This window comes from Pseudomonas syringae, assembly GCF_021606685.1.
Taxonomy (GTDB): domain Bacteria; phylum Pseudomonadota; class Gammaproteobacteria; order Pseudomonadales; family Pseudomonadaceae; genus Aquipseudomonas; species Aquipseudomonas syringae_R.
Genome location: NZ_WKCB01000001.1, coordinates 180,871 through 201,002 on the forward strand (window position 1 = coordinate 180,871; position 20,132 = coordinate 201,002).

Sequence of the window (20,132 nt, forward strand, 5' to 3'; positions counted from 1 at the left end):
GACCGACGTAATGTTGTTGCGCTCGTGCTTGGTGTTGCGAGATACCCCCCTAAAGCAAGCAACCCTCTAGCTATCTTTGGCCTTGGGAGCTTGATCGGTGCAGGCGCGAAAAAAATCCCCAAGGCAAAAAAGCCGTCTAGAGTTTTTATCAGACGCGTGCAGCAGTAGGGTGCGATGCCATCACACTCTGGGCGACATTTAGCAACACTCCATCATCGCAGCACCTGTAATAGTCTATTGCAGGACTCTAATGTACTAACCAGTTACTTATCTTGCTAAAATCGCGTCTTTGCCCTCTCTCACTCGAGTCTTTTCGATATGAAACGAGCATCGCGCGCCACTGGCGTCTCTAGATTCTTACTCCTGGGCCTGGGCGTTATCATCGCCCTGCTCGGCCTCGCGCTTGCCGTCGGTGGCGCCAAACTGATCAGCCTGGGCGGGTCGTGGTACTTCCTGATCGGCGGCGTGGCCATGCTGGTGTCCGGCCTGTTGATTGCGCGGCGCAACCCGGCGGGCGCGTGGCTGTTCGCGGCCTTCCTGGTCGGCACGGCCATCTGGGCGGTGGCGGACGTGGGCCTGGTGTTCTGGCCCTTGTTCTCCCGCGTGTTCATGTTCGCGGCCATCGGCATGGTGGTGGCACTGGTTTACCCATTGCTCGTCAACCGGCCTGCACGCGGCGCCTATGGCGTGGCGGCGGTATTGGCAGTGGGCGTGGCAGTGGCGGCAGGCAATATGTTCGTCGCGCACCCAAGCGTGGCACCGACCGGTGCCGGCCCTGGCATCACGCCGGTGGCTGCGGCCGATGCGCAGAAAGACTGGGCTCACTACGGCAACACCGAAGGTGGCAGCCGCTTCGCTGCGCTGGACCAGATCAACCGCGACAACATCGACAAACTCAAAGTGGCGTGGACCTACCATACCGGTGACGTGGCCATCAGCGACGGCAACGGCGCCGAAGACCAGCTGACTCCGCTGCAGATCGGCAACAAAGTGTTTATCTGCACGCCGCACAACAACCTGATCGCCCTGGACGCCGACACCGGCAAAGAGCTGTGGAAGAACGAGGTCAATGCCAAGTCGGCGGTCTGGCAGCGTTGCCGTGGCATGGCCTACTTCGACGCCACCGCGCCGATCGCCCAGCCAACCCAGCCGAACAGCTCGCCGATCATTGCAGCCAGCGTGCCTGCCGGCGCGCAGTGCCAGCGTCGCCTGTTGACCAATACGATTGATGCACGCCTGATCGCGGTGGACGCCGACACCGGCAAGTTCTGCGAAGACTTCGGCACCCATGGCCAGGTGGATTTGAAAGCCGGCCTGGGCAATGTGCCCGACAGCTACTACCAACTGTCCTCGGCGCCTTTGATGGCTGGCAGCACCGTCGTGGTCGGCGGCCGCGTGGCGGATAACGTGCAAACCGACATGCCGGGCGGCGTGATCCGTGGTTTCGACGTGATCACCGGCCAGATGCGCTGGGCCTTCGACCCGGGCAACCCCGAGGACAAACAAGCCCCAACCGGCGACAAGACCTACGTGCGCAGCACCCCGAACAGCTGGGCGCCGATGTCCTACGACCCGCTGATGAACACCGTCTTCCTGCCGATAGGCAGCTCATCCACCGACATCTACGGCGTGGAACGCACCGAGCTGAACCACAAATACGGCGCTTCGGTGCTGGCGCTGGACGCCTCCACCGGTGCTGAAAAGTGGGTGTACCAGACCGTCCACAACGACCTGTGGGACTTCGACCTGCCGATGCAGCCAAGCCTGATCGACTTCACCCCGCCGGGCAGCGACAAGGCCGTACCCGCCGTGGTGATCGGCACCAAGGCCGGGCAGATCTATGTGCTCGACCGCGCGACCGGCAAGCCGCTGACCGAGGTCAAGGACGTACCGGTCAAAGCCGCCAACATCCCTAACGAACCTTACTCGCCGACCCAGCCCAAATCGGTAGGCATGCCGCAGATCGGCGCGCAAACCCTGACCGAGTCGGACATGTGGGGCGCCACCCCGTACGACCAGCTGCTGTGCCGCATCGACTTCAAGGGCATGCGCTACGACGGCCTGTACACCGCGCCGGGCACCGACAAATCCCTGAGTTTCCCGGGTTCCCTGGGCGGCATGAACTGGGGCAGCATTTCCACCGACCCGGTGCACGGTTTTATCTTCGTCAACGACATGCGCCTGGGCCTGTGGATCCAGATGGTGCCCGCGCAGAAAAATGCCCAGGCTTCCTCCGGTGGTGAAGCGCTGAACACCGGCATGGGCGCCGTACCGCTCAAAGGCACGCCGTATGCGGTGAACAAAAACCGCTTCCTGTCGGTGGCCGGCATTCCGTGCCAGGCGCCGCCGTTCGGCACCCTGACCGCCATCGACATGAAAACCCAGAAAGTCGCCTGGCAAGTGCCGGTCGGCACGGTTGAAGACACCGGCCCGCTGGGCATCCGCATGCACCTGCCGATCAAGATCGGCCTGCCGACCCTCGGCGGTACCCTGTCGACCCAGGGCGGTCTGATCTTTATTGCCGGCACCCAGGACTTCTACCTGCGCGCCTTCAACAGCGCCAACGGTGATGAAATCTGGAAAGCCCGCCTGCCCGTCGGCAGCCAGGGTGGCCCGATGACCTACGTGTCGCCGAAAACCGGCAAGCAGTACGTCGTGATTACCGCCGGCGGTGCACGCCAGTCCACCGACCGTGGCGACTACGTGATCGCCTACGCATTGCCATAACCCCCCGTTAAGCGCGGTGCCCCCCCGGCACCGCGCCTTCTGCTTTGGAAAAACCCGCATGACCCCCTCTTCTCAACGTTCCCTTGGGCGCCTTTTGTTCGGCCTGGCCTTGGGCGCCGCCCTGCCCGTTCACGCCGACGACACCACAATGACCGGCGACTGGGGCGGCCTGCGCCGTGAACTCGACGCGCAAGGCATCCGCTTTACCGGCGACTACAGCGGCGAAACCGCTTACAACGCCCACGGCGGCCAGCACCGCTCGGCGCGCTACTCGCAAAACCTCAAGCTCGGCGTGCAGTTCGACCTGGGCAAGCTGTACGGCTGGAACAATGGCGACCGCGTCCAGTTGACCATCAACGACCGACGCGGCAACAGCGCCTCCGAGGACCTGGTGGGCAACCGCCTGCCGATCCAGGAAAACTACGGCGGCCTCTACACCCGTCTCACCGAGTTGAGTTACGAGCGCACGCTGTTCACCCCCGCGCTGAACCTCAAGCTCGGCTACATGGCCATGGGCAATGACCTCGGCGGCCTGGACAGCGGCATCCTGTGCAACTTCATGAACGCCGGTTTCTGCGGGCACCCGCTGAACATGTCCGGCGGCAGCGGCTGGACCAACTACCCGAATGCGCGCCTGGGCGCGCGGGTGAAATACGATTTTTCACCGTCGTGGCAACTGCGCGTCGCCGCCTTCAACGTGGACCCGGACAGCAACGGCGACTCCAGCCGCGCCTGGCATCTGGGGCCCAAGCACACCACCGGCACCGTAGTGCCCATCGAGCTGATCTACAAACACGCCGGCACGCTGCCGGGTGAATACAAGCTGGGTTATTACTACGACAGCTCCGATGTCAAACGCATCGGCAGCGATAAAAAGGTCAGCGGGCGCGGCGGCCACTACCTGCTGATCGACCAGGCAGTGTGGGCTTCCGATTCATCCGCCGGCCGCGTGCTGCACGCTTTCGGCCAATACTCCGCCGCCAGCGAAGCGGCTTCGCCGTTCAGCAAGTGGTATGGCGCTGGCGTGGTGCTGTACAAGCCGTTCGAAGGTCGACCACGCGACACCCTCGCCCTGGGCTATGGCCGCGCCGTGCCGAACCCGCGCAGCCGCGAGGTGCAGGAGCAGGCAGCCTTCAACGCCGGGAACGATTATCCCAACCTGAACAACGCCGAGCAGTTGCTCGAACTGAGCTACGGCTACCAGGCCACGCCGTGGCTGACCCTGCGCCCGGATGTGCAATACATCATCGAGCCGGGGGCGTTTTCCGGCGACAACATCGACAATGCGCTGGTGTTGGGGCTGCAAGTCAAGGCAGTGTTCTAATCCCCTGAACACAGTAGATAAAAATGTGGGAGGGGGCTTGCTCCCGATAGCGGTGGGTCAGCTAAATAATTGTTGGCTGACCCACCGCTATCGGGGGCAAGCCCCCTCCCACATTTGGGTCCCCACTGGTCTTGAGTTACAGCGATGCCAGGGTACCCTGCTGATACTCCCTCGGCGTACACCCAAACTCTCTGCGAAACACCGTATGCAGGTACTGCGCCGACTTGAAACCGCACTGCTGCGCAATATCGGCAATCGCCAGGCCCTGGCTTTCCAGGCCCTTGGCGGCGGCGGCCAGTTTGAAGCGCAGGATCTCATCATGCACGCTGCAGCCGCGCGCCTTGCGAAAGTGCGCTTCCAGGGATGAACGCGACACACCGACATAGGCCGCCACCTGCGCGGTCTTGATGCCCTGGCAGGCGTACTGGCGGATAAACAACAGTGCCTGCATCACATACGGGTTGCCCAAAGGTTGATGCAGGCTGGAGGCTTGCACATTGATCGCATCCGGCGGCACCAGAATCTGCGTGCCGGTGCAGGGTTTGCCGTGCAGCATCTGGTGCAACAAGGCCGCCGCCGTGCGCCCCATGGTTTCCGTGCCCTGAATCACTGAGCTCAGCGGCACCCGCGTAAGGGTCCGCGTCAGCGGGTCGTTGTCGATGCCGATCAACGCCACCTGCTCCGGTACGGCGATGCCGGCGGTGAGGCAGGCTTGCAGCAATTGCCGGGCGCGCGCGTCGGTCACGGCGATGATGCCGATGGGCTTGGGCAAGGCTTGCAGCCAGGCGATCTGCTGTTCCACCGCGCTGTCCCACAGCGGTGCGCTGGTGCCCAGGCCGCGATAGACCTCCACCGGCAAACCGTCGCGGTGCATCAACCGCCGAAAGGCCTGTTCGCGCTCCTGGGCCCAGCGGTTGGCCTGGGCGACGGGCAGGCTGAAGCAGGCAAAACGCGTCAGCCCAGCCTCGATCAGGTGTTCGTAGGCCAGTTTTATCAATGCATGGTTGTCGGTGGCCACATAAGGAATGCCCTTGGGGTAGGCGCGCGCATCCTGGTAGGAGCCGCCCACCGCCACCACCGGCAGCGTGCTATCGGCCAGCGCTTCACCGATCAGCGGGTCATCGAAGTCGGCAATGATCCCGTCACCCTGCCAGCGCTCGATGCCTCGCAGGCGGCACAGAAAATCTTCTTCCAGGAACAGGTCCCAGGACACGCGGGTGCTGCTCAGGTAGTTGCCGATGCCAGTGATGATGCCCCGGTCGTAGATCTTGCTGCCGTTGAACAACAGCGCGATGCGATGAACAGGCGGTAGGGTTTTCATTGTTTTTATCCTGAGGCCGGTCGCCACAGGGTAGACCCCGCCACTCAAAATCGCACTACACCTTGGTGATTTTCATAATCGGCAGGCCGGGTGCCGTTGCTAGTATCCAGACACCGCCAAGAACAATAAGGAAAACGCCATGCCGTACTTCCCCGGTGTCGAGAAGGTTCGCTTTGAAGGCCCCAGCAGCGATTCCCCCCTCGCCTTTCGCCATTACGACGCCAACAAACTGATCCTCGGCAAACCCATGCGCGAACACCTGCGAATGGCGGCCTGCTATTGGCACACCTTCGTCTGGCCCGGCGCAGACATGTTTGGCGTGGGCACGTTCAGGCGCCCCTGGCAGCGCAGCGGCGACCCGATGGAGTTGGCCATCGGCAAGGCGGACGCCGCCTTTGAGTTTTTCTCCAAGCTGGGCATCGACTACTACAGCTTTCACGACACCGACGTGGCCCCCGAAGGCAGCTCGCTCAAGGAGTACCGCAACCACTTTGCGCAGATGGTCGACCACCTGGAACGTCATCAAGAACAGACCGGTATCAAACTGCTGTGGGGCACCGCCAACTGCTTCAGCAACCCGCGCTTTGCCGCTGGCGCCGCCAGCAACCCCGACCCGCAGGTGTTTGCCTACGCCGCCGCGCAGGTGTTCAGCGCGATGAACGCGACCCTGCGCCTCAAGGGTTCCAACTATGTGCTGTGGGGCGGCCGCGAAGGCTATGAAACCCTGCTCAATACCGACCTCAAGCGCGAGCGCGAACAGCTCGGGCGCTTTATGCGCATGGTGGTGGAGCACAAGCACAAGATCGGCTTCAAGGGCGACCTGCTGATCGAGCCCAAGCCTCAGGAACCGACCAAGCACCAGTACGATTACGACAGCGCCACGGTGTTCGGCTTCCTGCATGAATACGGCCTGGAGCACGAGATCAAAGTGAATATCGAGGCCAACCACGCGACCCTGGCCGGGCACAGTTTTCACCATGAGATTGCCACCGCCGTGTCCCTCGGGATCTTCGGCAGCATCGACGCCAACCGCGGCGACCCGCAGAACGGCTGGGACACCGACCAGTTCCCCAACAGCGTCGAGGAAATGACCCTCGCCACCTATGAAATCCTCAAGGCGGGCGGCTTCAAGAACGGCGGCTACAACTTCGACTCCAAAGTGCGCCGCCAGAGCCTGGACGATATCGACCTGTTCCACGGCCACGTCGCCGCCATGGATACCCTCGCCCTGGCGCTGGAACGCGCGGCCGCCATGGTGCAGAACGACCGCCTGCAGCAGTTCAAGGACCAGCGCTATGCCGGTTGGCAACAGCCGCTGGGCCAGGCCGTGCTGGCCGGTGAGTTCAGCCTGGAGTCACTGGCCGAACACGCGTTTGCCAACGAGCTGAACCCGCAGGCCGTGAGTGGGCGGCAGGAGATGCTTGAAGGTATGGTCAACCGGTATATCTACGGCTGAGTGGTTGACCCGTGGCAAGTGGGTTTTGTGGCAAATGAGCTCTTTGTGGCGAGCGGGCTTGCCCGCGTTGGGGCGCGAAGCGGCCCCTGTAACCGGCAACGCGTTTTACCTGATAGACCGCGTCGCCTGGTTTTGGGGCTGCTTCGCAGCCCAACGCGGGCAAGCCCGCTCGCCACAACAAGCCCGCTCGCCACATAAGCCTGCTCGCCCGAGGAGACCCACTTGCTACAAAAACCTGTGACATTTGCACGACAAATCTATGCACCGCACGTCGAAACACGCTCTACAGTTCTACCCGCACCACGCTGTGTCTTTCCAACAACAATAAAAGGACGCACCACCATGAAAGCATTCACACGTACCCTGCTCGCCAGTGCCCTGGCCCTGCTCGCCCTGCCAGTGATGGCCGATTCCGCCCACCCGAAAATCGGTTTCTCCATCGACGACCTGCGTCTGGAGCGCTGGTCCCGCGACCGCGACTACTTCGTCGCAGCGGCAGAGAAACTCGATGCCAAGGTCTTTGTGCAGTCGGCCGATGCCAACGAGCAAAAGCAGATTTCGCAGATCGAAAACCTCATTTCCCGCGGCGTCGACGTGATCGTGATCGTGCCGTTCAACGCCACCGTGCTGACCAACGCCGTTGCCGAAGCGAAGAAGGCCGGGATCAAGGTGGTGTCCTACGACCGCCTGATTCTCAACGCGGACATCGACGCCTACATCTCCTTCGATAATGAAAAAGTCGGCGAAATGCAGGCCAGTGGCGTGCTGCAAGCGGCGCCCAAGGGCAACTACTTCCTGCTTGGCGGCGCGCCCACCGACAACAACGCCAAGGTGCTGCGCGAAGGCCAGATGAAAGTGCTGCAACCAGCCATCGACAAGGGCGATATCAAGATTGTCGGCCAGCAATGGGTCAAGGAATGGAACCCGACCGAAGCCCTGAGCATCGTCGAAAACGCCCTGACCCGGAACAACAACAAGATCGACGCGATCGTCGCCTCCAACGACGCCACCGCCGGCGGCGCGATCCAGGCCCTGGCCGCGCAGAAACTGGCGGGCAAGGTGCCTATCTCGGGGCAAGACGCCGACCTTGCCGCGATCAAGCGCGTGATCGACGGCACTCAGACCATGACCGTGTACAAGCCGCTCAAGCTGATCGCCTCGGAAGCGGCCAAGCTCTCGGTGCAACTGGCGCGTAACGAGAAGCCCACCTACAGCTCGCAATACGATAACGGCAGCAAAAAAGTCGACACCATCCTGCTCACCCCTACCCCGTTGACCAAGGCCAATATCGACCTGTTGGAGAAGGACGGCTTCTATACCAAAGAGCAGATTGCCGGGCAGTGACCGTCATGGCCGATTACCTGCTGCAAATGAACGGCATCGTCAAAAGCTTTGGCGGTGTCAACGCCCTCAACGGCATCGACATCAAGGTGCGGCCCGGTGAGTGCGTGGGCCTGTGCGGTGAAAATGGTGCCGGCAAATCCACCTTGATGAAGGTGCTGTCGGCGGTTTATCCGTACGGCACCTGGGAGGGCGAAATCCTCTGGGACGGCCAGCCACTGAAGGCCCAGTCCATCAGTGAAACCGAGGCGGCCGGCATCGTCATCATCCACCAGGAGTTGACGCTGGTGCCTGACCTGTCGGTGGCCGAAAACATTTTCATGGGCCACGAGCTGACGTTACCGGGCGGTCGCATGAACTACCCGGCGATGCTGCACCGTGCCGAAGCCTTGATGCGTGAACTCAAGGTGCCGGACATGAACGTGGCGCTGCCGGTGTCGCAGTACGGCGGCGGTTACCAGCAACTGGTGGAAATCGCCAAGGCGCTGAATAAAAAAGCGCGCCTGCTGATTCTCGACGAGCCCTCCTCGGCCCTGACCCGTTCGGAAATCGAGGTGCTGCTCGACATCATCCAGGGCCTCAAGTCCAAGGGCGTGGCCTGCGTGTACATCTCGCACAAGCTCGATGAGGTGGCGGCGGTGTGCGACACCATTGCGGTGATCCGCGATGGCAAACACATCGCAACCACGGCCATGGCCGATATGGACATCGCGCAGATCATCACGCAGATGGTCGGCCGCGAGATGAGCAACCTCTACCCCACCGAGCCGCATGCGGTCGGCGAGGTGATTTTCGAGGCGCGCAACGTCACCTGCTACGACGTCGACAACCCCAAGCGCAAGCGCGTGGACGATATTTCCTTTGTGCTCAAGCGCGGGGAAATCCTCGGCATCGCCGGCTTGGTGGGCGCCGGGCGCACGGAGCTGGTGTCGGCGCTGTTTGGCGCCTACCCCGGCCGCTACAGCTGCGAAGTGTGGCTGGACGGCCAGGTAATCGACACGCGCACGCCGCTCAAATCGATCCGCGCCGGGCTGTGCATGGTGCCAGAAGACCGCAAGCGCCAGGGCATCATTCCCGACCTGGGGGTGGGCCAGAACATCACCCTGGCGGTGCTCGACACCTACGCGCACATGACCCGCATCGACGCCGAAGCCGAGCTGGGCAGCATCGACCAGCAGATCGCGCGCATGCACCTGAAAACCGCCAGCCCGTTTTTGCCGATCACCAGCCTGTCCGGCGGCAATCAGCAAAAGGCCGTGCTGGCGAAAATGCTGATGGCCAAGCCCAAGGTGCTGATCCTCGATGAGCCCACGCGCGGTGTGGATGTGGGCGCCAAGTACGAGATCTACAAGTTGATGGGCGCGCTGGCCGCCGAGGGCGTGGCGATCATCATGGTCTCGTCGGAGCTGGCCGAGGTGCTTGGCGTATCCAACCGTGTGCTGGTGATTGGCGACGGCCAGCTGCGCGGTGATTTCATCAATCAAGGGCTCACCCAGGAACAGGTGCTCGCCGCCGCGCTCAGCCAAAACAATAACAATCGGAAGACCGCGTAGATGAATCAGGTCAAACACCTTTTTACCCGCTACAAAATGCTCGCCCTGGTGATCGCGGTGGCGGTGATCTGGCTGTTCTTCAGTTGGCAGACCGAGGGTGGGTTCCTGACGCCACGCAACCTGTCCAACCTGCTGCGGCAAATGTCGATCACCGGGATATTGGCCTGCGGCATGGTACTGGTGATCATCAGCGGCGAGATCGACCTGTCGGTGGGCTCGATGCTCGGCTTGCTGGGTGGGCTGGCGGCGATTCTGGATGTGGTTTATCACATTCCGCTGCTGGCCAACCTCAGCCTGGTAGCGCTGGCCGGGTTGATGATCGGCCTGGCCAACGGCTACATGACCGCCTACCTGCGCATCCCCTCGTTCATTGTCGGCCTGGGCGGCATGCTGGCGTTTCGCGGGATTCTGCTGGGGATTACCGGCGGCACCACCATCGCGCCGGTGTCGCCGTCGCTGGTGTATGTGGGCCAGGGGTATTTGCCGCATTCGGTGGGCATTGGCCTTGGGGTGTTGCTGTTTGCCCTGACCCTGTTCCTGACCTGGAAACAACGGCGCAACCGCGCCCTGCATGGCTTGGCCGCGCATTCGCTGGTGCGTGATGTGCTGCGCGTGGCGCTGATTGGCGCGGTGCTGGCCGGGTTCGTCACCACCCTCAACAGCTATGACGGCATCCCCGTGCCGGTGCTGCTGTTGCTGGTGTTGCTCGGGGTGTTCAGCTACGTCACCAGCCAGACCGTGTTCGGCCGTCGCGTGTACGCGGTGGGCAGCAATATGGAAGCCACACGCCTGTCGGGCATCAACGTGCAGGCGGTGAAACTGTGGATCTTTGGCATCATGGGCGTGATGTGCGCCCTCGCCGGCCTGGTCAACACCGCGCGCCTCGCGGCGGGTTCACCGTCGGCGGGCAATATGGGCGAACTGGATGCCATCGCCGCATGTTTTATCGGCGGTACCTCCATGCGCGGCGGCTCGGGCACGGTGTATGGCGCGTTGCTCGGGGCGTTGGTGATTACCAGTCTGGACAACGGCATGTCGATGCTGGATGTGGACAGCTACTGGCAGATGATCGTCAAGGGCAGCATTCTGGTGCTGGCGGTGTGGGTGGATGTGAGCACGCGGGCTGGGCGGCGCTGAAACCTGCCAACGCAAAAAGCCACGCGAATGAATAATGCCGACCAATCAAGCGTGAACACTGTACGTGTGGCGAGGGAGCTTGCTCCCGTTGGACTGCGCAGCAGCCCCCTGTTCAGGGCCGCTTCGCAACCCAGCGGGAGCAAGCGCCCTCGCCACAGGTCAGCGGTTGCCAGTTCTATCTCTTAACTGAGCGGCATTCGCCACTTCGCAACCTTTTTGCCGGGTTTACTGGCTCAGTACAACATCACGCATCGCCGGGATGTAACCGTAGTCGTAGGCCTCCTGCACAAACGAACGGTCGCCCTTCAATACAATCCTCACCGTGGGCGCCTCAGTGCCGCCGATACGGTAGTCATCACCGGTGGTCGGTACGCTGTCGATAAACGAGGTCACCAAGCCATTGGGCATCACGCAATGCGAATACGTCTGGAAGGGCTGCGAGGGTGGGTTGCCAAGCACCAGCCCCGAGGCATTCATGGGCGTGTAGGAACCAAACAGATGCTCGCCAACAAAACCGTAGACGCCATCCGGCCCCGTCACGCCGTCCGCGTAAGTGAACTTGTGGCTGATGGTGAACAGATAGTACTTGTTGTCCTGGAACACATAATGCGGGCGCTCGGTTTGGTCGTTCACGCCCACCGCCGTCACCAGCGGCGGCAGGATTTCCCATGCTTCGCCGCTCAGATCCTTGGCCACGGCGATGCCGATGCAACCCACCTGATAACGCGCGCCGCCAACCTCTTCATGCCCCGATGGCACCAGGCCGAGTTCATCCGGGCCTACTTCGTGAGTACCGCGTTCACCGGCGACATTGCCTTCAAACACCATGTACAGCTTGCCGTCCCTGGGGTCGATAAACGGGCTGGGGTCGCGGAAGTTCCAGGTCGAATTCTGCGCTTCGGTCTGGTAATACGTGCCATCGGCTTCAAACAGCGACTTGACCTCAGTGAACCCTTCCAGCGTAACGCCGGTGTCCGAGGTGACCACCCGGCCTTTGACTTTGGCAATCGTGGCGCCCGGCGTTACGCAGGTGTAATACAGATCGATATCGCCGCTGTTGTTGATGAGGATCGGCGTACCCGCCCATTCACGGGTGGTCGGCGAAACCCCCTCGGCCATCACGCGACCACCGAAGATCCAGTCTTTGCCAGTGCGCGAGTACCAGTAGCAAATGCGCGCATGGCCGTGACGGTCTTCCCAGTCACGCTTGATGTCGTAACGGCCATCGGCATTGATGAATTGTGGGTCGTGGGGGCGACGGTCGGCGGTCAGGGTGAAGATCACCGACCAGCCATTGACCGATACCACGGTGCCGTCCAGCTCACGCAAGGGCATGGTGTCCCAGATAAACACGGTGTCACTCATGACAGGAAAGTCGGGACTCACTAACGGCTGTGTCGTCGTCGGGTCATTTTCATTAACTTTCAGCGCATCGGCCCGAGTCCAACGAGTGGGTGTGTGATTCGCAGGTTTCATGATGATGTCCTTTTACTGACGCTTTAGTGACAAGCGAAGATTAAATAACACTCACAGCCAGCAACTTGATTGCGACTGAAAAGAGCGAGCCGTTGTTGGCTCTATAAGTGCGAAACAAGGTTTAACATGGAACCCTGCTCACCTCAACATGAAGAATTATTTAGATTACAAAGGCCATCACTGTACTTATATCCTTGATATAAAAATAATGGCATGCGCTATTAAGACCTATTTAATAGAAAGCTAGCTAAACAACTACCATCTTTCGTGCGCTCGTATCTTTATCCACGTGTGGGTAAGCAACGCCTCGATCAATCGAGGCGCTCCTGAGGAAGGTCAATCGTTAAAGAAGCGGTTGGATTCAGCCACCGAAGACCAGCGCCGCCGCCTGAGCGCCAGCATTTTTCTGGGTGAAATCCTTGGCCTGGGCCGCGGTTTTCAAGGTGTAGCTGTAGTTGGAGCTTGCCGTCCATTGCGCCTTCGGCGACTTTTGGTTAGTGATCGCGGGCACACTGTTGGTGTCGGTGAAGGTACCGGTGCCTTTATCGTCCAACATGCCTTTATTTTGGCTACCCTCGCCAAAGTAATTACTTTCAGAAAGAATGTTGGCATTCTGCGCCAAGGTAAAGCCAAGGTGGAAGTTGTTCACGTAGTTGTTATACACGTGAAAATAACCGTAACGCATCAAGCCCGGCGCGCGCACTTCCATATTATCGAAGCGGTTGTGGCAAATCGTCAGGCGTGGGTAGCCATTGAACTCCGCTTTGTTGTCATCCGCCGGGTGACCGAAGATCAAGCCATACTTGTGATTACCGAAGAAGCAGTTGCTGATAGTGGCGTAGTCGGCCTTCTCACCGATATACACCAGCTTGTCTTCACTGCCGTCCGTGGTAGACCAGGTGTGGCCGACAAAAGAGCAATGGTCAATCCAGTATTTACTGCCGTAGTTCAGGTAGACCTGAATATCGTCATTGGCCTTAATACTTGCCGAATGCTTGAAGATAATATTCTGCAGAATGATGTTCTGCGACTGCGCCGTGGCACGCAGGTGAATGTTCTCCAAGGTGCGGTTCTGGAAAGATCCGATCAGGGTCTTGTTGGCGCCCATGTTCACTTTGGTCAGGCTCGACGCCGAAATATTACTGTTGATCACCAGCACCCGAGGGGTGGTGTCGCCAATGTTGGCCTTGAGTTGATCGAGCGTGGTGATACTGACCACCGGGCCGGACCAGCCGCCAGTGACTTTTGCCGCAAGGGCGAAACCGGTCAAACCGGTGAGTTTGCTTTCTGGATACGACATGAGTTCCCTCTCTATCAATAAAATGGCTCGGGTTGACGAGCCTGTGCATCAAGTTAATCCGTTAACTTGCACACAGTGTTTGGCATGGCTGAGATTGCCGAGTGATGGTCGGTCAGCGCTTAAACACTGTGTTTATATACAGTATTTGGCAATCACCCAACCGTCAACCCTTACGCGGAAAAAAATGTGGGAGGGGCCTTGCTCCCGATTGCAGTGGGTCAGCCACCTATACAGTGACTGACACTCCGCTATAGGGAGCAAGCCCCCTCCCACATTTGCCCTGCTTTGTGCTTTCAATTCGGCTATTTGGACACTGGCATCGCAAACTCCGCACCCTGCTCGATGCTCTCCGACCAGCGCTGCATGATCGACTTCTGCTTGGTGTAGAAGCGTACGCCTTCGGTGCCGTAGGCATGCATGTCGCCGAACAGGCTCTTCTTCCAGCCACCAAAACCGTGCCAGGCCATCGGCACCGGGATCGGTACGTTGATGCCGACCATGCCCACCTGGATGCGCCGCGCAAATTCGCGGGCGATGTTGCCGTCGCGGGTAAAGCAGCTCACGCCATTGCCGAACTCGTGGTCGTTGACCAGCTTGATCGCCTCGCCGAAATCATTCACGCGCACGCAGGCCAGCACCGGGCCGAAGATTTCTTCGCGGTAGATGCTCATCTCTTGGGTCACGTGGTCGAACAGCGTCGCGCCGAGCCAGAAACCGTTTTCCAGGCCCGCTTCGGTCGGCACGTAGTCACGCCCGTCGAGCAGCAATTGCGCACCGGCTTGCACGCCTTGTTCGATGTAGCCGCTGATGCGCTCCAACGCGGCGCGGGACACGATCGGGCCCATCTCGGCCTTGAGGTCGCGACCATCGGTGATGCGCAGTTGCTTGGCGCGCTCGGTCAGGGCGGCGATGACTTTGTCACCGACATCACCCACCAACACCGCCACCGAGATCGCCATGCAGCGCTCGCCGGCACTGCCGTAGGCGGCGCCCATCAGCGCGTCGACGGTTTTTTCGATGTCGGCGTCGGGCATCACTACCATGTGGTTTTTCGCGCCGCCCAGGCCTTGTACACGCTTGCCATTGCGCGCGCCGGTCTCATAGATGTATTGCGCAATCGGCGTGGAGCCGACAAAGCTCACAGCCTTGACGTCCGGGTGTTCGATCAGCGCGTCCACCGACTCCTTGTCGCCCTGCACCACGTTGAACACGCCTTTGGGCAGGCCCGCTTCGCGCAGCAGTTCGGCCATGAACAGCGAGGCGCTCGGGTCGGTCGGGCTCGGCTTGAGGATGAAGGTGTTGCCCGCCGCAATGGCGATCGGGTACATCCACATCGGCACCATCACCGGGAAATTGAACGGCGTGACGCCAGCCACCACGCCCAAGGGCTGGCGCATCGTCCAGTTGTCCATGCCACGCGACACCTGATCGGAATGCTCGCCCTTGAGCAGGTTCGGGATGCCGCAGGCAAATTCGAGAATGTCGATGCCACGGTCGACTTCGCCCTGGGCGTCGGTGAAGACCTTGCCGTGTTCGGCAACGATGATGCGCGCCAGGTCGTCCTTGCGCTCACGCAACAGGTGCAGGTACTGGAACAACACGCGGGCGCGGCGGATCGGCGGGGTGTCGGCCCACTCGGCGAAGGCGGCTTGCGCGGCGGCAACGGCCTCGGAAACGGTTTGGCGGCTGGCCAGCGCGACACGCCCGGTGACTTCACCGGTGGCCGGGTTATAGACGTCCTGATAGCGATCATCGCGGCTGACGCGCTGGTCGTTGATGTAGTGCTCGATTGTAGTTGTCATGGCAGTCGATCCAGGTGGGTAGCGTTGGTACACACCTTAGGCTTTCGCTTTGTTCCAAACCAGAGCAGAATCCTGAACTTATTGTCCTCATGAGCGAACAATACTCCTATGGAAAAGGCCGAGATCGAAGGGCTGTGGACCCATATCCACTGGCTGTCGGTGCTGGAGGAACAAGGCACTTACACCGCCGCCGCCGCGCGCCTGGGGGTGAGCAAATCGGCCGTCAGCCAGCGTATTTCGGACCTGGAAAAGGCGACCGGCACGCGGCTGGTGACGCGAACAACGCGCAGTGTGCGATTGACCGATGCGGGGCTGTCGTTGACCCGTGAAGTGCGCAGTGCCTACGAACAGATCGCCCGCAGCTTCTCGTCGGTACGCGACTCGGTCGGCGAGATTCGCGGCCTGGTGCGCCTCACCGCCCCGGTGGCGTTCGCCCGGCAACAACTGGTGCCGCACCTGTCGGAGTTTTTGCAGCAGTACCCGCAGGTGCGCATTCAACTGGACGTGTCGGATGCCCTGAGTTCGCTGGCCGCCGAAGGCTACGACCTGGCCGTGCGCCATGGCTTCCAGGTGCCGGAAACCCATGTGGCCTGGAAGCTGTGCAACACCGGCTCGGTGCTGGTGGCCACCCGTGATTATCTGCAACAGCACGGCGAACCCCGCGAGCCTGGCGACCTGTCGGCGCACAACTGTCTGTTCTATCCACGCGGCACTGACCAGCCCGCCTGGACGTTCGAGCGCGGCACAAAAAACGTCGAGCGCCTGACCGTGCCCATCGCCGGCAGCTTCGCCACCAACAACAGCGAAGCCTTGCGCGACTCGGCCCTCAACCACTTGGGCATCGCCCTGCTCCCGGACTTCAGCGCCCACGCCGCGCTGGCCAGCGGCAAGCTGGTGCAGGTGCTCAAGGGCTGGACACTCAAGGGCGCGTTTGCCGATGAGATTTACTTGATACGGCCGTATTCGCCGCATGTGCCCAAGTCGGTGAGCGCGCTGGTGGGTTTTTTGAAGGAAAAATTGTCGGGAGGGTTCAGGTTTACGGGATGACTTAATACGGCATCGTCATAAAGTTCTGAGACTTGAAGCCATAAGGTTGCAAAACGGCTGAGATGTCCGAGATTTGTTGAGGTGTAAGCGCGGGTGTAGATGAGAGGACATTAAACACTTGAACATCCCCTTCAAAGCAGTGCCACTCGACTGTAGTGGTGCTGTCTGCCCACACGTAGCGTGTTGGCAGGACCGTACCGCCAAACCCGAACGGCGCAGCCCCAGGGCTTGCGTTAACAATACTGGCGAGTAAAACAGTGGCCACTGCGTTAGTTGGAATAGCGCGAACCTGATACCACCTACCTGCAGGAGGGAGAAGGCCATAGACGTCAACCGTCCCGTCAGCTAATCCAAGTAGCGCAACCAGTGACGGGAATCTCACCCTTGGCTTGAGTAATAACAGTTGAGCTGGGTCTGTCGCCGGCGTACCTGCGTGGACCTTCTGGTAAATCCATCGATAGTAAGCCGCATTACCAAGGGGCAGGTAGATCCTGAAACCTTGCGGCAACGCCATCAACGCATTGATCAAGGGCGCAGGGTATGTAATCGCAGGCGGCGCATTGCAGGGCCCATCACTGATATCCGGATCATTCCATGCAAGGGGTTGAGCCGATATGAGGGAACAAGCGGCAGCAAAGATGAGGCCTGCGAACAAGACTATGGGTTTCATGTGTTCTCTCCCTGAGTCGTGCTGAATTTATGCCGTCGTCCGGATGCCGTGACCTGTCAACGTTGACAGGTAGCTAGACCTTTTCGCGATGATCGCTGCGGCTGGGTGGCTATTTGCTAAAGGGATGTTGCCCAACAGAACAAAAAGTCCATAATGGACAAATAAGTTTAAAAACGGAGCCTCCCATGCCCAGCACACCCCACGTGATCCACCAAACCCAAGCCCGGCAATTACTCGCCCAGGTTGATGTGCCGCAGATCCTGCGCAAACTGTTCCGCGACCTGGCGGCCGGGCAGGCAGTGCAGCCAGCGCAACAGCTAGTCGAGTTCCCGCAGGGCGCCGGCGACTTCATCAACTACCTGGGCGTGCTGGCTGAAGATGGCGTGTACGGGGTGAAGACTTCGCCCTACATCGTGCGTGAGCAAGGGCCGCTGGTCACCGCCTGGACCCTGCTGATGTCGATGCACACCGGCCAGCCCGTGTTGCTGTGCGACGCCGCCGAGTTGACTACCGCGCGCACCGCCGCAACCACCGCATTGGCGGTGGATGCGTTGGCCCCTCAGAACGCCCGGCGCCTGGCGATTATCGGCAGCGGCAAGGTGGCCCAGGCCCATCTGCATTACGTGAAAAACCTGCGGGGCTGGCAGGCCATCAACCTGTTCTCGCCGAGCCTGGCCGGGGCCAGTTCCCAACTTGAAAACCTGGACCCGCGTTTAAACATCGCTGCAACCTGCGATGCCGCGTTGCATGACGCTGACGTGATCCTGCTGTGCACCTCGTCGGCCGGGCCGGTGATCGACCCGGCGCGCTTGAGCAAACCGGCGCTGATCACCTCCATCAGCACCAATGCCCCGCGCGCCCATGAAGTACCGCCCCAGAGCCTCAACGACATGCAGGTGTTCTGCGACTATCGCCCTACTACCCCAGGCGCGGCCGGCGAAATGCTGATCGCTGCCGAACAGCACGGCTGGAACCCGAGCGCCATACTCGGCGACCTGCCCGAACTGCTGAGCGACCAAGTGCCGCGTCCGTCCTACGACCGCCACGTGTTTTTCCGCTCCATCGGCCTGGGCCTGGAAGACATTGCACTGGCGAATGCCCTCTGGAGACAGCTATGAGCCACGCAGATTTCATCATCATTGGCGGCGGTATTGCCGGCGCCTCCACGGGTTTCTGGTTGTCGCAACACGCCAAGGTGCTGGTGCTGGAGCGTGAAAGCCACCCGGCCTATCACTCCACCGGGCGTTCGGCGGCGCTCTACACCGCCGCCTATGGCACCCCGCAGGTGCGTGCGTTGACCCTGGCCAGCCGTGAGTTTTTCGACAACCCGCCACCGGGTTTCTGCGAGCACCCGTTGCTGACGCCACGCGGCGAGATGACGGTGGACTTCAGCGGCGACCCGGCCGAGTTGAATGCGCAATACCTCAGCGCCAAGGCCACAGTGCCGCAGGTCGTACAGCTAAATGCGGATGAAGCCTGTGCGAAATTGCCGATCCTGCGCCGTGAAAAGGTACATGGTGCGATCTATGACCCGACCGCCAGCGACATCGACACCGACGCACTGCACCAGGGTTATCTGCGCGGTATCCGCCGCAACGGCGGCGAAGTGCGTACCGACAGCCACGTGCTGGGGCTGAGCCGTGACAGCGCCGGTGTGTGGCAGGTAACCACCACAGATGCGACCTTCACCGCGCCAACCCTCATCAACGCCGCCGGCGCCTGGGCCGACCAGATCGGTGCACTGGCGGGCGCCGCCTCCATCGGCCTGCAACCCAAGCGCCGTTCAGCATTTATCTTCGCCGGGCCGCAAGGCGTGGACAGCCATGCCTGGCCGATGCTGGTGGCTCTCGACGAAGCCTTTTACATGAAGCCCGATGCAGGCATGTTCCTCGGCTCGCCGGCCAACGCCGACCCGGTGGAGCCGCAGGATGTCCAGCCCGAAGAGCTGGATATCGCCATGGGGATCTACCAGATCGAAGAAGCCACCACCTTGACCATCCGCCGCCCGACGCGCACCTGGGCCGGGCTGCGCAGTTTTGTGCGCGATGGCGATTTGCTCAGCGGCTTCGATTCAAACGTGCCTGGGCTATTCTGGGTGGCAGCGCAAGGCGGTTATGGCATCCAGACGTCACCGGCCATGGGCCAGGCCAGCGCGGCGCTGGTACGCGGCGCAGCACTGCCGGAGCAACTGACGCGGTTCGGCCTCGACGCTGGTATGCTCTCCCCCGCCCGCCTGGAGCCCCATTGATGAACACCGCTGAACACGACAACGTCATGCACAATTTCCGCGCGATCAGCGATGCAATTGCCACGCTGTTCTTTCCCCACGCGGAGGTGGTGCTGCATGACCTGCGCACGCAAAAAGTCGATTACATCGCCAACAACCTGTCCAAACGCACGATTGGTGATGACTCGGCACTGGAGGACATGCTCAGCGATGACATCAGCGAAGTGAATATCGGCCCGTACGAAAAGCTCAATTGGGACGGTCAGAAAATTCGCAGCCTGAGCACTGTACTGCGCGACGCCAACGATCGCCCCCTGGCAGTGCTGTGCATCAACCTGAATATCTCATTGTTCGAAAACGCCAAGGCGGCGCTGGACCTGTTCCTGTCGCCGAGCAAGCTGATCGCGCAACCGGACTCACTGTTTCGCGATGACTGGCAGGAGCGCATCAATACCTTTTTGCATGCCTGGATGCGCGAGCGCCAGCTGAGCCTTAACCTGCTGACTCGCGACCACAAGCGCGAGCTGGTGCTGGCGCTGCATGCTGAAGGCGCGTTCAAGGGCAAGAGCGCCTCGAACTATGTGGCCAATGTGTTGGGCATGGGGCGCGCGACGGTTTACAAGCATCTGAAAGAACTCAAGAGCTGATGATCCAACGCTGTGGAAATCAAATGTGGCGAGCGGGCTTGCCCGCGTTGGGCTGCGCAGCAGCCCCAGTAAAGGCACTGAGGTTTCTCCTGAAAGCCCTAAGC

General features: G+C 60.9%; 15 protein-coding genes. 10 read left to right on the forward strand and 5 right to left on the reverse strand.

Going from position 1 to position 20,132, the window contains the following annotated elements; translation table 11 throughout:
- The first annotated feature begins 318 nt into the window (after nt 1-318).
- On the forward strand, nt 319-2,727 hold the full coding sequence (locus tag GIW02_RS00780) for a glucose/quinate/shikimate family membrane-bound PQQ-dependent dehydrogenase (protein ID WP_236418518.1): 2,409 nt from the start codon (nt 319-321) through the stop codon (nt 2,725-2,727).
- A 58-nt stretch (nt 2,728-2,785) separates the two neighbouring features.
- Complete coding sequence (locus GIW02_RS00785; protein WP_236421750.1) at nt 2,786-4,051, forward strand: carbohydrate porin; 1,266 nt, start codon at nt 2,786-2,788, stop codon at nt 4,049-4,051.
- A 136-nt stretch (nt 4,052-4,187) separates the two neighbouring features.
- Here GIW02_RS00785 and GIW02_RS00790 read toward each other — a convergent pair whose 3' ends face one another.
- The gene (locus GIW02_RS00790; protein WP_236414377.1) at nt 4,188-5,372 is read right to left on the reverse strand and encodes a XylR family transcriptional regulator; all 1,185 of its coding nucleotides are present in this window, start codon (nt 5,370-5,372) and stop codon (nt 4,188-4,190) included.
- A 139-nt stretch (nt 5,373-5,511) separates the two neighbouring features.
- Between GIW02_RS00790 and xylA the strand changes: the two genes are divergently transcribed.
- From xylA to GIW02_RS00810, 4 genes are all read left to right on the forward strand, one after another.
- Nucleotides 5,512-6,828 carry a xylose isomerase gene (gene xylA, locus GIW02_RS00795; RefSeq protein WP_236414378.1) on the forward strand — a complete coding sequence of 439 codons (1,317 nt, stop codon included), beginning with the start codon at nt 5,512-5,514 and terminating at the stop codon, nt 6,826-6,828.
- A 342-nt stretch (nt 6,829-7,170) separates the two neighbouring features.
- Nucleotides 7,171-8,172, forward strand: a complete 1,002-nt coding sequence (gene xylF / locus GIW02_RS00800; RefSeq protein ID WP_236414379.1) for a D-xylose ABC transporter substrate-binding protein — start codon at nt 7,171-7,173, stop codon at nt 8,170-8,172.
- Between the two features lie 5 nt (nt 8,173-8,177).
- Nucleotides 8,178-9,722, forward strand: coding sequence for a D-xylose ABC transporter ATP-binding protein (gene xylG, locus GIW02_RS00805; RefSeq protein WP_236414381.1), 1,545 nt, complete (start codon nt 8,178-8,180; stop codon nt 9,720-9,722).
- A complete protein-coding gene (locus GIW02_RS00810; RefSeq protein ID WP_101268673.1) occupies nt 9,723-10,859 on the forward strand; it encodes a sugar ABC transporter permease in 1,137 nt (378 codons plus the stop codon).
- Nucleotides 10,860-11,084: 225 nt separating this feature from the next.
- Here GIW02_RS00810 and GIW02_RS00815 read toward each other — a convergent pair whose 3' ends face one another.
- The 3 genes from GIW02_RS00815 to GIW02_RS00825 all read right to left on the reverse strand — a co-directional run bounded on the left by GIW02_RS00815 (nt 11,085) and on the right by GIW02_RS00825 (nt 15,437).
- Nucleotides 11,085-12,335: a glycoside hydrolase family 68 protein gene (locus tag GIW02_RS00815; protein ID WP_236414383.1), complete on the reverse strand. Its 1,251-nt coding sequence runs from the start codon at nt 12,333-12,335 to the stop codon at nt 11,085-11,087.
- 361 nt (nt 12,336-12,696) lie between these two features.
- The gene (locus GIW02_RS00820; protein ID WP_236414385.1) at nt 12,697-13,635 is read right to left on the reverse strand and encodes a pectate lyase family protein; all 939 of its coding nucleotides are present in this window, start codon (nt 13,633-13,635) and stop codon (nt 12,697-12,699) included.
- Between the two features lie 302 nt (nt 13,636-13,937).
- Nucleotides 13,938-15,437 (reverse strand): CoA-acylating methylmalonate-semialdehyde dehydrogenase, encoded by a 1,500-nt coding sequence (locus tag GIW02_RS00825; protein WP_236414387.1) that lies wholly within the window; start codon nt 15,435-15,437, stop codon nt 13,938-13,940.
- A gap of 108 nt (nt 15,438-15,545) precedes the next feature.
- Here GIW02_RS00825 and GIW02_RS00830 point away from each other — a divergent pair, with 108 nt between their 5' ends.
- Nucleotides 15,546-16,484, forward strand: coding sequence for a LysR family transcriptional regulator (locus GIW02_RS00830; RefSeq protein WP_236414389.1), 939 nt, complete (start codon nt 15,546-15,548; stop codon nt 16,482-16,484).
- A gap of 1 nt (nt 16,485) precedes the next feature.
- On the opposite strand, the gene GIW02_RS00835 is transcribed toward GIW02_RS00830, so the two are convergent.
- Entirely contained in the window at nt 16,486-17,154 is a 669-nt protein-coding gene (locus GIW02_RS00835; RefSeq protein WP_236414390.1) for a hypothetical protein, read from the reverse strand.
- 185 nt (nt 17,155-17,339) lie between these two features.
- On the opposite strand from GIW02_RS00835, the gene GIW02_RS00840 reads away from it, so the two are divergent.
- From GIW02_RS00840 to GIW02_RS00850, 3 genes are read left to right on the forward strand one after another with little or no spacing between them, the layout of a single operon-like run.
- Nucleotides 17,340-18,272 carry an ornithine cyclodeaminase family protein gene (locus tag GIW02_RS00840; RefSeq protein WP_236414393.1) on the forward strand — a complete coding sequence of 311 codons (933 nt, stop codon included), beginning with the start codon at nt 17,340-17,342 and terminating at the stop codon, nt 18,270-18,272.
- The gene (locus GIW02_RS00845) at nt 18,269-19,402 is read left to right on the forward strand and encodes an NAD(P)/FAD-dependent oxidoreductase (protein ID WP_236414396.1); all 1,134 of its coding nucleotides are present in this window, start codon (nt 18,269-18,271) and stop codon (nt 19,400-19,402) included. The genes GIW02_RS00840 and GIW02_RS00845 overlap by 4 nt, the downstream gene beginning before the upstream one ends.
- Nucleotides 19,402-20,028, forward strand: a complete 627-nt coding sequence (locus GIW02_RS00850; RefSeq protein WP_236414398.1) for a PAS domain-containing protein — start codon at nt 19,402-19,404, stop codon at nt 20,026-20,028. The genes GIW02_RS00845 and GIW02_RS00850 overlap by 1 nt, the downstream gene beginning before the upstream one ends.
- Nucleotides 20,029-20,132 lie beyond the last annotated feature (104 nt).